Source organism: Collimonas sp. OK307 (assembly GCF_900113705.1).
In the GTDB taxonomy this organism is placed as follows: Bacteria; Pseudomonadota; Gammaproteobacteria; order Burkholderiales; family Burkholderiaceae_D; genus Collimonas.
Genome location: NZ_FOQI01000025.1, coordinates 16,783 through 31,186, shown reverse-complemented (window position 1 = coordinate 31,186; position 14,404 = coordinate 16,783). Strand labels below are relative to the sequence as shown.

Here is a 14,404-nt window from a genome sequence, read left to right as displayed (position 1 = left end):
CGGTTGGCGATGATCTGCTTAGCCAAGTATTAGAACCAGAGATAGAAATACAGTAACCATGAGCGAAGATAAACTCCTCCCCCTGCGTCAACAGATCGACGCGATTGACTCGGAAATCCTGGCCTTGCTGAATCGTCGTGCGCAAATTGCGCAAGAGGTTGGCCACGTCAAGGCTGAGACCAATGCACCGGTGTTCCGTCCTGAGCGCGAAGCGCAAGTTTTGCAAAAGGTGGCCGAGCGCAATCCCGGCCCGCTGCAAGGCAGCGACGTGCAAACTATTTTCCGCGAAGTGATGTCGGCTTGCCGCGCTCTCGAAAAGCGCGTCACGGTCGCTTATCTGGGCCCGGCCGGCACCTTTAGCGAGCAGGCGGTGTACCAGCAGTTCGGTCACGCGGTTGAGGGGTTGGCTTGCGTATCGATTGACGAGGTATTCCGCGCGGCGGAAGCGGGCACTGCGGATTTCGGCGTGGTGCCTATCGAAAATTCGTCCGAAGGCGTGATCAACCGCACCCTCGATTTGCTGCTGCAAACCACGCTCAGCATCAGCGGCGAAGTGTCGATCCCGGTGCATCACAGCTTGATGAGCAAAGATGGCGGCATGGCCGCCGTCAATCGTATTTGCGCGCACTCGCAGGCGCTGGCGCAATGCAATGCCTGGCTCAACCAGCATTACCCGAATATCGAACGGCAGGCGGTTGCTTCCAATGCCGAAGCGGCACGCATGGCTAGCGAAAATGCTACGGTGGCAGGGATTGCCGGTGAGATCGCTGCGCAAAAATACGGCTTGGAAATTGTCAGCGCCCATATCCAGGATGATCCGCACAATCGCACCCGCTTTGCTGTAGTCGGCCGCCTGAAAAACGGCGCCAGCGGCAAGGACCAGACATCGCTGGTGCTGTCGGTGGCGAACAAGGCTGGCGCTGTGTACAAGTTGCTGGCGCCGCTCGCCAAGCATGGTGTTTCCATGACGCGTTTCGAGTCGCGGCCGGCGCGCATGGGCGCATGGGAATACTATTTCTATGTCGACGTCGAAGGTCATGCAGAAGACGACAAGGTAGCCAAGGCGCTGGCGGAACTGCAGCAAAACGCCGCGTTCTACAAACTGCTGGGGTCGTACCCTCGGAGTTTCTGAATTCCTGAACGGCGCAGTTCCAGGTAAACATTTATTTAGCTCAATATTTTGTTTTGAAAGCAGACAATGTCAATTAAATTTGGTCCAGAGTATGTGCGTGCTATCGCCCCGTATCAAGGCGGCAAGCCGATTGCTGAAGTCGCGCGTGAGTTCGGCCTGGACGAAGCAAACATCATCAAGCTGGCGTCCAACGAAAATCCGTTGGGGATGCCGGAATCGGCACGGCTGGCAATGGAAAAGGCAGTCGCCGATATCGGCCGTTATCCGGACGCCAACGGCTTCGATTTGAAAGCTGCGATCACTGCCAAATACGATGTACCGGCAGAATGGATCACGCTGGGCAACGGCAGTAACGATATCCTTGAACTGGCTACCCACGCTTTCGTGCAAGCGGGGCAAGCGGCCATGTATGCGGAATATTCTTTTGTGGTGTATGCGCTGGCGACTCAAGCTGTCGGCGCGCGCGCCATCGTGGTCAAGGCCAAGGATTACGGCCATGACCTGGAAGCGATGGCGGCCGCGATCACCGACGACACCAAGCTGATCTTCATCGCCAATCCGAATAACCCGACCGGCAGCTTCATTCCAGCCGCCGAACTCGAGGCTTTCCTGGCGCGAGTACCAGCGAACATCGTGGTGGTGCTGGACGAGGCTTACAATGAATACCTGCTGCCGGAGCTGCAATACGATTCGATTGCATGGGTGCGTAAATATCCCAATTTGCTGGTTTCGCGCACCATGTCGAAGGCCTATGGCCTGGCCGGCTTGCGCATCGGCTTCGGCATCGCCCAGCCGGTGATCACCGATTTGCTGAACCGGATCCGTCAGCCGTTTAACGTCAACTCGCTGGCGCAGGCCGCAGCGGTGGCTGCCTTGAACGATACCGCTTTCTTGCAGCGTAGCGCCCAACTGAATCGCGATGGATATAAAGAACTGACGCGAACTTTCGATGAACTGGGTTTGGAATATGTCCCTTCGTTCGGTAATTTCGTCATGGTCAAAGTCGGCGAGGACGAGGCTGCCGGCGCGCGCGTAAATCTCGCGTTGCTGAAGCAGGGCATCATTGTGCGGCCGGTGGCCAACTATGGCTTGCCGCAATGGCTACGCGTCACCATCGGTTTGCCAAATGAAAATGCGGCTTTCATCGATGCATTGAAAAAGCTGCTGGGCTAGCATTGGCGCCAACTTTAGCTTCGTTTAGCTTCGATTAATTTTTATTAAAGCATCATTCGTGTTCAAGAAAATCGCAATATTTGGTGTGGGACTGATCGGCGGTTCTTTCGCACTGGCTTTGAAAAAAGCCGGCGCGGTGGAGCAACTGGTCGGCGTAGGTCGTCAGCTCACGACCTTGCAGCGCGCACAGGAATTGGGCGTAATCGACGTCATCGCCGCCTCGGTGGCCGAGGCCGTCACCGGCGCCGACCTGATCCTGATCGCGGCGCCGGTAGCACAGACCGGCGCTATCCTGACCAGCATCGCGCCGCATCTGCATACAGGCACTATCGTGACCGACGCCGGCAGCACCAAATCCGATGTGGTGTCTGCTGCGCGCGCAGCGCTGGGCGACAAGATTGCGCAATTTGTCCCAGGCCATCCGATTGCCGGTCGCGAGCAGAATGGTCCCGAGGCCGCGCTGGCCGAGCTGTATGTCGGCAAGAAAGTAGTGTTGGCGCCATTGCCGGAAAATGCCGAGCAGGATATCACCCGCGTCGCCGCTGCCTGGCAACAGTGCGGAGCGCTGATACATCGCTTATCGGCACAGCAGCATGACGCGATTTTTGCCGCAGTCAGCCATTTACCGCATGTGCTGGCGTATGCGCTGGTGGACGATATCGCCAACAAGCCGCACGCAGCTTCGTTGTTCCAATACGCCGCCAGCGGTTTTCGCGATTTCACGCGTATCGCCGGTTCATCGCCGGAAATGTGGCGTGATATTTCATTGGCAAACCAGAGCGCCTTGCTGAGCGAGCTGGATGCTTACCTGCTGCAGCTGACGCGCTTGCGCGGCTTGCTGGCGGCCGGTGACGGCCCCGCGCTGGAAGCCATCTACAGCAACGCACAACAGGCCCGGCACAGCTGGATCAGCGCCATCGAGGCGGCGGAACAACAGAACAAGGAAGGTGGAGATTAATGACTACGCAACGCAAACAACATTATCCCGAATACATTGATCTGCATCCGGTGGCCCGGGTGCAGGGCACCGTCCGGCTGCCCGGTTCCAAAAGTATTTCGAATCGTACTTTATTGCTGGCGGCGCTTGCCAATGGCACCACCCGGATTCTTGACCTGCTGGCATCCGACGATACGCTCGTCATGCTGATGGCGCTCAAACAATTGGGCGTGGCCTGGGAGCAGGCGGAAGGCACGCAGACTTATACCGTTCACGGTAGCAATGGCAGTTTTTCGGTGCACCAGGCCGACCTGTTCATGGGCAATGCCGGCACCGCGATTCGCCCTCTGACTGCAGCTCTGGCTGCGATGGGCGGCGACTACACCTTGCACGGTGTGGCACGCATGCACGAGCGGCCGATCGGGGATCTGGTCGACGCCTTGAATGCGGTCGGCACCCGCATCGCCTACACCGGCGTTGCCGGCTATCCGCCATTGCATATCCAGCGCGGCCAGTTGCATAGCCAGCGCATGCAGGTACGTGGCAACGTTTCCAGCCAGTTCCTGACTGCCTTGCTGATGGCGGCGCCATTGATGGCGAAGCATGAAGCAGTAACGATAGAAGTGATTGGCGAGCTGATTTCCAAGCCCTACATTGAAATCACGTTGAACCTGATGCAGCGTTTCGGTGTGACCGTAGAGCGCGATGGCTGGCAGTCGTTTACCATTTCGGCCGGCCAGCAATATCAAAGTCCGAAGGTCATCCACGTTGAAGGCGACGCCTCTTCCGCATCTTATTTCCTGGCAGCTGGTGCGATTGCCGGCGGACCGTTGCGGGTTGAAGGCGTCGGCAACAACAGCATCCAGGGCGATGTTCGTTTTGTCGAAGCCTTGCGGCAGATGGGCGCCACCATCACGATGGGCGACAACTGGATTGAAGCATCGTCGAGCGGCGTATTGAAAGCCATCGATGCCGACTTCAACCACATCCCTGACGCCGCGATGACGATTGCAGTGGCTGCGTTATACGCCGATGGCCCCAGCACCTTGCGCAATATCGCCAGCTGGCGCGTCAAGGAAACCGATCGCCTCAGCGCGATGGCGACCGAGTTGCGCAAACTCGGTGCGACGATTGAAGAGGGTAGTGACTACCTGCGGGTGACACCGTCCGCGCAACTGCAAGCGGCGACTATCGATACCTATGACGATCATCGCATGGCGATGTGCTTTTCGCTGGCCTCGCTGGACGGTGCAGCGGTGCGCGGCACCACCGTGCGCATCAACGATCCGCAATGCGTCGCCAAGACTTTCCCCGATTATTTCACCGTGTTCGCGCAAATCGCCGAGCAGATTTTATTGTAAGGTAGTGAGCCGCGCATGAATTTGACACTTGCTGATGTGCGCGACGTGTTGCACCAGAAAACCTACGACCGCGGGGAGGAGTACGTGCGCCAGCGCCGCGTCCTTGCGGTGGAGCAGGACGGCGACGTCCTCAACGCCACGGTGCAGGGCAGCGGCAGCAACGTCTATCAACAGGAAATCACGTTGTCCGTATTTCGCGATTCGCCGGACATCGACAGCGTCTGTTCCTGCCCTGTAGGATCCAATTGCAAGCACGTGGCAGCAGCCTTGATTGAATATCTGCAACGCTCGTCCGCAGATCAGTTGACGCTCCCTGCCGGCCAGCCGTCGCTACATCAACCGCAAACTCAACCGGCGATACCGGCGAGACCTGTCGTTGAGTCTAAAGCCAATGCCAAAGTCAACGCTCATGCACCGCTCGCGCGTCCGATGGAAGCCTGGCTGGCGCGGGTCGAAAATGAAATCGCCGCGGTCGGGGCGGCGCCGGTGCAGCCTTCCGGATTACGCCAGAAGGTCGCCACGCACCAAGTGGTATTTGTCTTGTCCGCCGCTTATAACGGCAAGAAAGCCGCGCTGCATTTATGCAAGGCGCAGCAGCGCCCGAACGGCCAGTTTTCAGCTGTGCAGCCAGTGACCGACGTACCGCGCCTGTTATCCGATCCAGCCGTATTCCTGGGGCCGGAAGATCGTGATTTGATCGGTTTGTTTGTCGCCCAGAATGACGGCAACCATGCGCAGCACGCAGCTTGCGAGCTGAGCGGCAAACTCGGTGCGCAATTGCTGCGTTCGTTGTTGCAGCAGGAGCGTTTGTTATGGGCCAATTCGCTGGCCGACCTGGCCAAAGGCACCGCATATCCTTTGCAGCTTGCCGCCACGCGTTGTGCCAGCCTGGCCTGGTATGAAGCGGTGGACGATAGCCGCGATGCCGCGCGCGACAAGTGGCAGCTTGGCTGGCAATTTGAAGCAGAGGCAGAGTCCGCGCCTGGGTCCGGGACCGCGTCCGGACAGTCACGGAAAAACGTCGATTACCTGCTGCCGACCGAGCCACCCTGGTATATCGATAATCTGTCATGCGGAGAACTGCGGCTCTCGCATCGCAACGCCAGGATCACCAGCAAGGCGCTTAACGATCTGGTGATACAAGCACCTTTGCTCGATCCGAAAGATCGCCTGGCCGTTGCTCAGCAATTGCTGACGCAAGGCTTGAACGACGTGATTCCGTTCCCGCCGCAAGTGCCGCAGACGATTCGCGAGAATATTGCGCCGCAGCCCTTGCTGGTCCTTGGTAGTTTGCCGAGCGTCAGCAATCCGCTGATGCAGGATTTTGCCGAACTGCATTTTCGTTATGACGGCGAAATTGTCTCCACCCGATTCACACCAACGCTGAGCCGTAATGCGCCCGCAGGCATCGAGCAGATCGTGCGCGACCAGGATGCCGAAGCCGGCTTCGGACAGACGTTGATCGCGCTTGGCATGCAGCCTCTCGAAGGCACGCAACATCCGCTGGCCATGATGCCAGGCATGTTCATGCAGCCGGACCAGTCGTCATGGATACGCTTTGCGAAAGAGAGTTTACCTGGCCTTGCAGCGCAGGGCTGGCTGATCGACAAGCGTGCCGAATACCGCTTTGATGTGGCTGCGGTAGAAGACTGGTATGCCGAAGTTGACGAAGCTGCTGACGCGGCCGGTAACCTGGCCGCCAATACCCCGTTCGAGCTTGAACTGGGCATCGTGGTCAACCACCAGCGCGTGCCGCTGCTGCCGTTGCTGGTCAATTTGATTCGCCAGGCGCCGCAGGATTTCGACCCGCGCACGCTGGCCCAGCGTGACGACCAGGATGAATTGCTGGTGCGCTTGCCGGATGGCGTCCATGTGGCAATGCCCTGGGGCCGGATCAAGCCGATCCTGAACACCTTGGGCGAGCTGTATTTCGCGGAAAAGCCGGACGCTCCGATACGTTTATCTGCACTCGATGCGGCGCGCCTGGCTGAACTGGATGCCGGCGCCAAATTGCGCTGGGTAGGCGGCGATCGCCTGCGCAGCATGGGACAGAAACTCAGTACCTTCGGCGGCATCCAGAAGATTACCGCGCCGCCCGGGCTGCAAGCGACATTGCGCGATTATCAGCTGGAAGGATTGGCGTGGATGCAGTTCTTGCGCGAATACGATCTGGCCGGCATCCTGGCCGATGACATGGGTTTGGGCAAAACGGTGCAGACCCTGGCCCATATCCTGATCGAAAAGCAAAGCGGCCGCCTGACCGCGCCGGCTCTCGTGATTGCGCCAACCAGCCTGATGGACAACTGGCAGCAGGAAGCCGCGCGCTTTACGCCGGATTTGCGGGTGCTGGTCCTGCAAGGAAAGCAGCGGCTGGAACAGTTCGACCAGATCGGTGAGTTCGATCTGGTCTTGACCACCTATGCCTTGCTGCCACGGGATGAAGAACGCTGGCGCGAACATGCCTTCCATTTGTTGATCCTGGACGAAGCGCACTACATCAAGAATCCGCGCTCCAAGGTGGCGCAAAGCGTGGCGTTGCTGAATACCCGGCATCGTCTTTGTCTTACCGGAACACCAGTGGAAAATCACCTGGGTGAGCTTTGGGCGCAATTTCATTTCCTGCTGCCGGGTTTGCTGGGCGATGAAAAATCCTTTAACCGGGATTTCCGGCAGCCGATCGAAAAGCAGGGCGATGCTGCCCGGCGCGCGTTGTTAAGTCGTCGTATCAAACCTTTCCTGCTGCGCCGTACCAAAGACAAGGTAGCCAAGGAGTTGCCGCCGAAAACCGAGATGCTGCGTTCAGTGACGCTGAGCGGGGCGCAACGCGATCTGTATGAAAACGTGCGTCTGGTGATGGATAAGAAGGTGCGCGAAGAAGTCGCCAAGAAAGGCGTAGCGCGCAGCCATATCGTTATCCTTGAGGCGTTGCTGAAATTGCGCCAGGCTTGCTGCGATCCGCGTTTGCTCAAAACCGAATCGCCTGAAGCCGAGGCGGCGCAAGCTGAAGTGCCTTCAGCCAAGCTGCTTGAATTGATGGAAATGCTGGATGAGCTGCGCCAGGAAGACCGGCGCATCCTGGTGTTTTCGCAATTTACCAGTATGCTCGCGCTGATAGCCGCCGAACTGCAAGAGCGCGATATCGGCTATACCTTACTGACTGGCGCCACCGTGGATCGGGCTGAAGCGGTGCGCCGCTTTCAAGATGGTGAGGTGCCGGTGTTCCTGATCAGCCTGAAGGCCGGCGGCGTTGGCCTTAACCTGACCGCGGCGGATACCGTGATTCACTACGATCCGTGGTGGAATCCTGCGGCAGAAAGCCAGGCGACCGACCGCGCATGGCGCATCGGCCAGGACAAGCCGGTATTTGTCTACAAGTTGATTGCCAAGGGTACGGTAGAGGAAAGTATCCAGCTGCTGCAGCAGAAAAAAGCCGATCTGGCACAGGCAATGCTTTCTCCGGAAGGTGAAACCCAGAATGTCGGATTGACGCAAGACGATCTACAGGCAATTTTTGCACCTTTGTCCGAGTGATCCCTGTATTTTATGCCGGCAATAATTTCATTAAATTAATAATAACCATCGAGTACCCCTATGCCTAATTCTTACATTCCTGTCATCACGATCGATGGCCCAACGGCATCCGGTAAAGGCACGGTGGCACAAAGGGTTGCGCAGCACCTGGGGTTTCATTACCTCGATTCCGGCGCCTTGTATCGCCTGACTGCCTTGTCCGTGATGCGGCGCGCTACACCGCTGGACGACGAACATGCCTTGGCCAAGGCCGCCGAGCATTTGCATTGCCATTTCAACGGCGCCCACATTTTCCTGGCGAATGAAGATGTGTCGAATGATATCCGTGCGGAAGAAGTCGGAAATCTGGCCTCGAAAATTGCTGCGATACCAACAGTCAGGCAAGCCTTGTTTGGTCTGCAATTAAGTTTTAGGCAACATCCCGGGCTGGTCGCCGATGGCCGCGACATGGGCACCGTGATTTTCCCGCATGCCGGTTTGAAGGTGTTTTTGACCGCCAGCGTTGAAGCCAGGGCCCAGCGACGCTATAAGCAATTGATTGACAAGGGTTTTTCTGCTAATATGGAAGACCTCTCAAAGGATTTGACGGAGCGTGATGCGCGCGATAGCAACCGCAGCTCGGCACCGTTGAAAGCCGCGGAAGGGGCGTATTTGCTGGATACTTCTGCAATGACTGTCGATCAGGCGGTTGAGCAAGTACTCAGCTGGTACGCCGCTGCGAAGGCACTGCATACGCAGTCTGAATGAGCAGTATGAGAGGGTGGTAAATGAGGTGTTTTATCTCAAACCATCAAGAAATACGTTGTTTTTTTGCAGCACCTTGGTGTTCGGCCTGACGCAAAGTTTGGCCGGACGTTGAAAAACCTAACCCAATATTGACCGCATCTTAGGAGTTGGTACGTTACGTACATTAGTACATTACGTAGATAAGACGGCAATACTGTCAAACTAGTCAAAACTATGTCAATCACCGTTCTGTCCCCTGCATCTGCCGGCGCAAATGAATTCGCCGCGCTGTTTGAAGAATCGCTGTCACGTCAAGACATGCGTTCTGGTGAAGTGATTTCTGCTGAAGTCGTTCGCCTTGACCATAACTTCGTTATCGTCAACGCTGGCCTCAAGTCGGAAGCCTTCATTCCAATTGAAGAATTTAAAAATGACAACGGCGAGCTCGAAGTAGCTGTCGGCGATTTCATCTCCGTCGCTATCGAATCGCTGGAAAACGGTTTCGGCGACACAATCCTGTCGCGCGACAAGGCCAAGCGTCTGGCATCGTGGCTCTCGCTGGAAAAAGCGATGGAGTCCGGCGAGATCGTTACCGGTACTGTCAATGGCAAGGTCAAGGGCGGCCTGACCGTTCTGACCAACGGCATCCGTGCCTTCCTGCCGGGTTCGCTGGTCGACACCCGTCCGGTCAAGGACACTACGCCGTTCGAAGGCAAGACCATGGAATTCAAGGTCATCAAGCTCGATCGCAAGCGTAACAACGTTGTGTTGTCGCGTCGTGCGGTTATCGAAGCTTCGATGGGCGAAGAGCGCCAAAAGCTGATGGAAACCCTGAAAGAAGGCACCATCGTTACCGGCGTCGTCAAGAACATCACCGACTATGGCGCATTCGTGGATCTGGGCGGCATCGACGGCCTGTTGCACATCACCGATCTGGCATGGCGTCGTGTGCGTCACCCATCGGAAGTGTTGACAGTCGGTCAAGAGATCACTGCCAAGGTTCTGAAGTACGATCAAGAAAAGAATCGCGTTTCCCTGGGCGTCAAGCAACTGGGCGACGATCCTTGGACCGGTCTGTCACGTCGTTACCCGCAAAGCACCCGTCTGTTCGGTAAAGTCACCAACCTCACCGACTACGGCGCATTTGTTGAAGTCGAACAAGGTATCGAAGGTTTGGTCCACGTTTCCGAAATGGATTGGACCAACAAGAACGTGGCGCCAAACAAAGTCGTTCAATTGGGCGATGAAGTTGAAGTCATGGTTCTGGAAATCGACGAAGACCGTCGCCGTATCAGCCTGGGCATGAAGCAATGCAAGGCTAATCCTTGGGACGATTTCGCTGTTACCCACAAAAAGGGCGACAAAGTTAAGGGCGCGATCAAATCGATCACCGACTTCGGCGTGTTCATCGGCCTGGCCGGTAACATCGACGGTCTGGTGCATCTGTCGGATCTGTCCTGGACTGAAACCGGCGAAGAAGCCGTTCGTCGCTTCAAGAAGGGTGACGAGCTGGAAGCCATCGTTCTGGCAATCGACGTTGAGCGTGAGCGCGTTTCCCTGGGCGTCAAGCAACTGGAAGGCGATCCATTCAACAACTTCGCTGCAATGAACGACAAGGGCGCACTGGTTTCCGGTACGGTCAAGTCGGTTGAGCCTAAGGGCGCAGTGATCCAGTTGTCGGAAGAAGTCGAAGGCTACCTGCGTGCATCCGAAATCTCCCGCGATCGCGTGGAAGATGCCGGTACCCACCTGAAGGTTGGCGACACTGTTGAAACCATGGTCATCAACATCGATCGCAAGGCTCGCAGCATCCAGCTGTCGATCAAGGCGAAAGACAATGTTGAAACCCAGGAAGCAATGCAAAAGCTGTCTTCGGACTCCAATGCTGCTTCCGGCACAACCAGCCTGGGTGCACTGTTGAAGGCAAAGCTCGATAACAGCAAGAACTAAGTAACAATTAACTGAGCGAGTCAAGCTAATGACAAAGTCGGAGCTGATTGCCCGCTTGGCCGAGCGTTATCCGCAACTGGTAGCTAAGGATGCGGATTACGCGGTGAAAACGATACTCGATGCAATGACGGACGCCTTGGCGACCGGCCAGCGTATCGAGATTCGCGGGTTCGGCAGTTTTGCGCTGAATCGGCGGCCACCGCGGATCGGACGTAATCCCAAGTCCGGCGACAAAGTGATGGTGCCCGAAAAACGGGTGCCGCATTTCAAGCCAGGCAAGGAATTGCGCGAACGGGTCGACGCGATGGTCGGGCAACCGATTCAAGAGGACTGAGTTGTGGTTGCTGAGTTAGTGCTTAGTTAGTGTTAACGCGCGAGCAAATCGAAACGGCATCTTCGGATGCCGTTTTTTTTCACGTACAATTTCGCATCATTTAAAGTTATATTGTTTGTGTATTAGTAGTGAATTTGTAAATATGGCAAGATTTTATCCGGCCAATTGCACATTCGAGCAGCGCGCTTACTACCCGCTACTACCGGCTATTACCCAATCAAACGGAAAGGCATCATGAAAATCATTTCCCGAATTCTTTCGATCTTGCTCTTCGTTGTATTTTTTGGATTCGCCTTGCAAAACAAAGGCAACGTCGATCTCCAGTTTTTCCCTGGCACGACGATGCAAGGGCCGCTGGTACTGTTCCTGCTGGGCTTCTTTGTCTTTGGTGCGATCCTTGGCGTACTGGCGATGGCGCCATCGGTATTCCGTCACCGCCGCAATGCCTCAAAAACAAAAAAAGCACTGACCTCCCTGCAAAAAGAACAAGAAGCACAACGGCTGGCAGAGTCGCAAGCACCGCAACCGGACAGCATCAAGAATATATAATGCCGCTAGGTATTTAATTTGCTGCATCGCTGCATTCAGCAGCGGCAGCTTGCCGGCAATCCACACCTGAAATTCAGGTCACGCATAAAGCACAGCCCGTATGGAATTTGAAATTTGGTGGTTACTCGGTATCCCGGTCTTTTTTGGATTAGGCTGGATCGCCGCACGGGTCGATATCAATCAACTGATATCCGAGTCGCGCAGTTTGCCCCGTGGGTATTTCAAGGGTCTGAATTTTCTGCTTAACGAACAGCCGGACAAGGCTATCGATGCATTCATCGAAATCGTCAAGCTCGATCCGGAAACCGCCGAGCTGCATTTCGCACTAGGCAACCTGTTCCGCCGCCGCGGCGAAACCGAGCGCGCAATCCGGGTGCACCAAAACTTGCTGGCACGCCCCGATCTGGCGCAAGAGCATCGCCTGCATGCGCAGTATGAACTGGGCCAGGATTACCTGAAAGCCGGGTTGCTGGATCGCGCTGAAGAGAGCTTTAACCTGCTCGCCGGCAGTCAATATGGAGCGCAAGCGGGCCGTGCTCTGCTCGAAATCTATCAGCGCGAAAAAGAATGGCTGCGCGCGATTGAGGCGGCACAGGCTCTGCAGCAATCCGGTGCTGGCGGACGGCAAAAGGAAATTGCGCAGTTTTATTGTGAACTGGCGCAGGATGAATTGGTGGACGGTCACCCCGAAGCCGCCATGTCTCTGCTGGAAAAAGCGCTGAAAAACGATCGCAACAGCGTGCGCGCCACCATGTTGCTGGGCGACGTCCATTTGGCTCAAGGCGACGTTGAAGCGGCATTGCACGCCTGGCGCCGGGTCGAGCAGCAAAGCGTGCCGCACGTGGCGCTGGTGGCCCAGCGCTTGATGGATGGCTATCGTGCTGTCGGACGGCCGCATGAAGGCGTCAGCTTGCTGCGCTCCTATCTTGCGGAAGCATCTTCCATCGATCTGCTGGAAGTGGTGTTCAAGGCGGTGCTGGAACTGGATGGCGTGGAGGCCACCAATCAGCTGGTGAGCGATGAACTGCGGCGTACGCCGACCTTGCTTGGCCTGGATAAGCTGCTGGAAGCACGCTTGATGAAAATCACGCCGGAAATGCATACCGAGCTGTCGATAGTCAAGAACCTGGTGCATGGCTATACCCAGAAGCTGGCGCGTTACCAATGCAGTCACTGTGGTTTCAAGGCACGTCAGTTCTACTGGCAATGCCCGGGGTGCAGCCGATGGGAAACCTATCCGCCGCGCCGTACTGAAGAATTGAACGTAATGAATTAATCCTGCTGGCCCGACACCTACAGCGGGCAGCGTAGCGCATTCACGGAATAACATGAAAATTACTATTATCGGTACCGGTTATGTCGGTTTGGTCACGGGTGCTTGCCTGGCCGAATTGGGCAACGATGTATTTTGCTTGGATCTGGATCAACGCAAGATTGACTTGCTCAATAGCGGCGGCATTCCGATCCATGAACCGGGCCTGGCTGAAATCGTCGGCCGTAATCGTGCTGCCGGACGTTTGCATTTCTCCACCGACATTGCGGCCAGCGTGGCGCATGGCCAGGTGCAGTTTATTGCGGTGGGCACGCCGCCCGATGAAGACGGTTCCGCCGACCTGCAATACGTGGTGGCCGCAGCCCGCAACATCGGCAAATACATGACCGGCTTCAAGGTTATTGTCGACAAGTCGACGGTGCCGGTAGGGACCGCAGACAAGGTGGGCGCAGCGATCCAGGCCGAACTGGACACACGCAAGCTGAGCGGCGAGGCGCTGCAGTTCTCAGTCGTTTCCAATCCGGAATTCCTGAAAGAAGGCGCCGCTGTCGAAGATTTCATGCGGCCTGACCGCATCGTCATCGGCTGCGACGAAAGCGCCGCAGGCCAGCAGGCGCAAGCGCTGATGAAGCAGCTGTACCTGCCGTTCAATCGCAATCACGAACGTACTTTCTGGATGGATGTACGCTCCGCCGAATTCACCAAATACGCAGCGAATGCGATGCTGGCGACCCGCATCTCATTCATGAATGAACTAGCCAACCTGGCCGATAAGGTCGGCGCCGACATCGAAGCCGTGCGCCATGGCATCGGTTCCGATCCACGCATCGGCTATAGCTTCCTGTATGCCGGTTGCGGCTATGGCGGTTCCTGTTTCCCCAAGGATGTGCAGGCACTGGAACGCACCGCGCGCGCGTATGGCCAGGAATTGCATATCCTGCGCGCGGTAGAACAAGTCAATAACAACCAGAAACACGTGCTGGGACAAAAGATCAGCGAGCGTTTTGGCGCGGACCTGAGCGGCAAGCATTTTGCTTTGTGGGGTTTGGCGTTCAAGCCGAATACCGACGACATGCGCGAAGCTTCATCGCGCGTGCTGTTGGGTGAACTGCTTGCGCGCGGCGCTACCGTGGCGGTACATGATCCGGTAGCTATGGCCGAGGCCAAGCGGGTATTGGCGCTGGATCTTGCCGCGACGCCTGGGGCCTTCGAGCGTATCCGCTTTTGCGACAACCAGACCGATGCTTTGCACAATGCCGACGCCCTGGTCATCGTGACGGAGTGGAAGACCTTCCGCAGCCCTGACTTCGAACAGGTAAAAACGCTGCTCAAGGCGCCGGTCGTGTTCGACGGCCGTAACTTGTATGAACCCGAGGTAATGGGCGAACTGGGCTTCGAGTATTACGGCATCGGCCGTTCGGTGCTGGCGCGAGGGTAA

Annotated in this window: 11 protein-coding genes; all 11 read left to right on the top strand. The window is 56.7% G+C overall.

The genetic code is table 11. The annotated features are described in order from the left end of the window. Positions 1–58: 58 nt before the first annotated feature. Positions 59–1,132: a prephenate dehydratase gene (gene pheA / locus BM205_RS22590; RefSeq protein ID WP_092417114.1), complete on the top strand. Its 1,074-nt coding sequence runs from the start codon at positions 59–61 to the stop codon at positions 1,130–1,132. 66 nt (positions 1,133–1,198) lie between these two features. After that, on the top strand, positions 1,199–2,305 hold the full coding sequence (hisC, locus tag BM205_RS22585; protein WP_092417113.1) for a histidinol-phosphate transaminase: 1,107 nt from the start codon (positions 1,199–1,201) through the stop codon (positions 2,303–2,305). A 58-nt stretch (positions 2,306–2,363) separates the two neighbouring features. After that, positions 2,364–3,263: a prephenate dehydrogenase gene (locus BM205_RS22580; RefSeq protein ID WP_092417112.1), complete on the top strand. Its 900-nt coding sequence runs from the start codon at positions 2,364–2,366 to the stop codon at positions 3,261–3,263. Next, on the top strand, positions 3,263–4,603 hold the full coding sequence (aroA, locus tag BM205_RS22575; RefSeq protein ID WP_092417111.1) for a 3-phosphoshikimate 1-carboxyvinyltransferase: 1,341 nt from the start codon (positions 3,263–3,265) through the stop codon (positions 4,601–4,603). The genes BM205_RS22580 and aroA overlap by 1 nt, the downstream gene beginning before the upstream one ends. 15 nt (positions 4,604–4,618) lie before the next feature. Beyond that, positions 4,619–8,134 carry a DEAD/DEAH box helicase gene (locus BM205_RS22570; RefSeq protein WP_092417110.1) on the top strand — a complete coding sequence of 1,172 codons (3,516 nt, stop codon included), beginning with the start codon at positions 4,619–4,621 and terminating at the stop codon, positions 8,132–8,134. A gap of 60 nt (positions 8,135–8,194) precedes the next feature. Then, positions 8,195–8,881: a (d)CMP kinase gene (cmk, locus tag BM205_RS22565; RefSeq protein WP_092417109.1), complete on the top strand. Its 687-nt coding sequence runs from the start codon at positions 8,195–8,197 to the stop codon at positions 8,879–8,881. A 213-nt stretch (positions 8,882–9,094) separates the two neighbouring features. Further along, positions 9,095–10,810: a 30S ribosomal protein S1 gene (rpsA, locus tag BM205_RS22560; RefSeq protein ID WP_092359918.1), complete on the top strand. Its 1,716-nt coding sequence runs from the start codon at positions 9,095–9,097 to the stop codon at positions 10,808–10,810. 28 nt (positions 10,811–10,838) lie between these two features. Continuing rightward, positions 10,839–11,144 carry an integration host factor subunit beta gene (locus BM205_RS22555; RefSeq protein ID WP_092359917.1) on the top strand — a complete coding sequence of 102 codons (306 nt, stop codon included), beginning with the start codon at positions 10,839–10,841 and terminating at the stop codon, positions 11,142–11,144. A 234-nt stretch (positions 11,145–11,378) separates the two neighbouring features. Further along, complete coding sequence (locus BM205_RS22550; RefSeq protein WP_092359916.1) at positions 11,379–11,693, top strand: LapA family protein; 315 nt, start codon at positions 11,379–11,381, stop codon at positions 11,691–11,693. A 100-nt stretch (positions 11,694–11,793) separates the two neighbouring features. Next, the gene (lapB, locus tag BM205_RS22545; protein WP_092417108.1) at positions 11,794–12,969 is read left to right on the top strand and encodes a lipopolysaccharide assembly protein LapB; all 1,176 of its coding nucleotides are present in this window, start codon (positions 11,794–11,796) and stop codon (positions 12,967–12,969) included. Positions 12,970–13,021: 52 nt separating this feature from the next. Next, positions 13,022–14,404 (top strand): UDP-glucose dehydrogenase family protein, encoded by a 1,383-nt coding sequence (locus tag BM205_RS22540; protein WP_092417107.1) that lies wholly within the window; start codon positions 13,022–13,024, stop codon positions 14,402–14,404.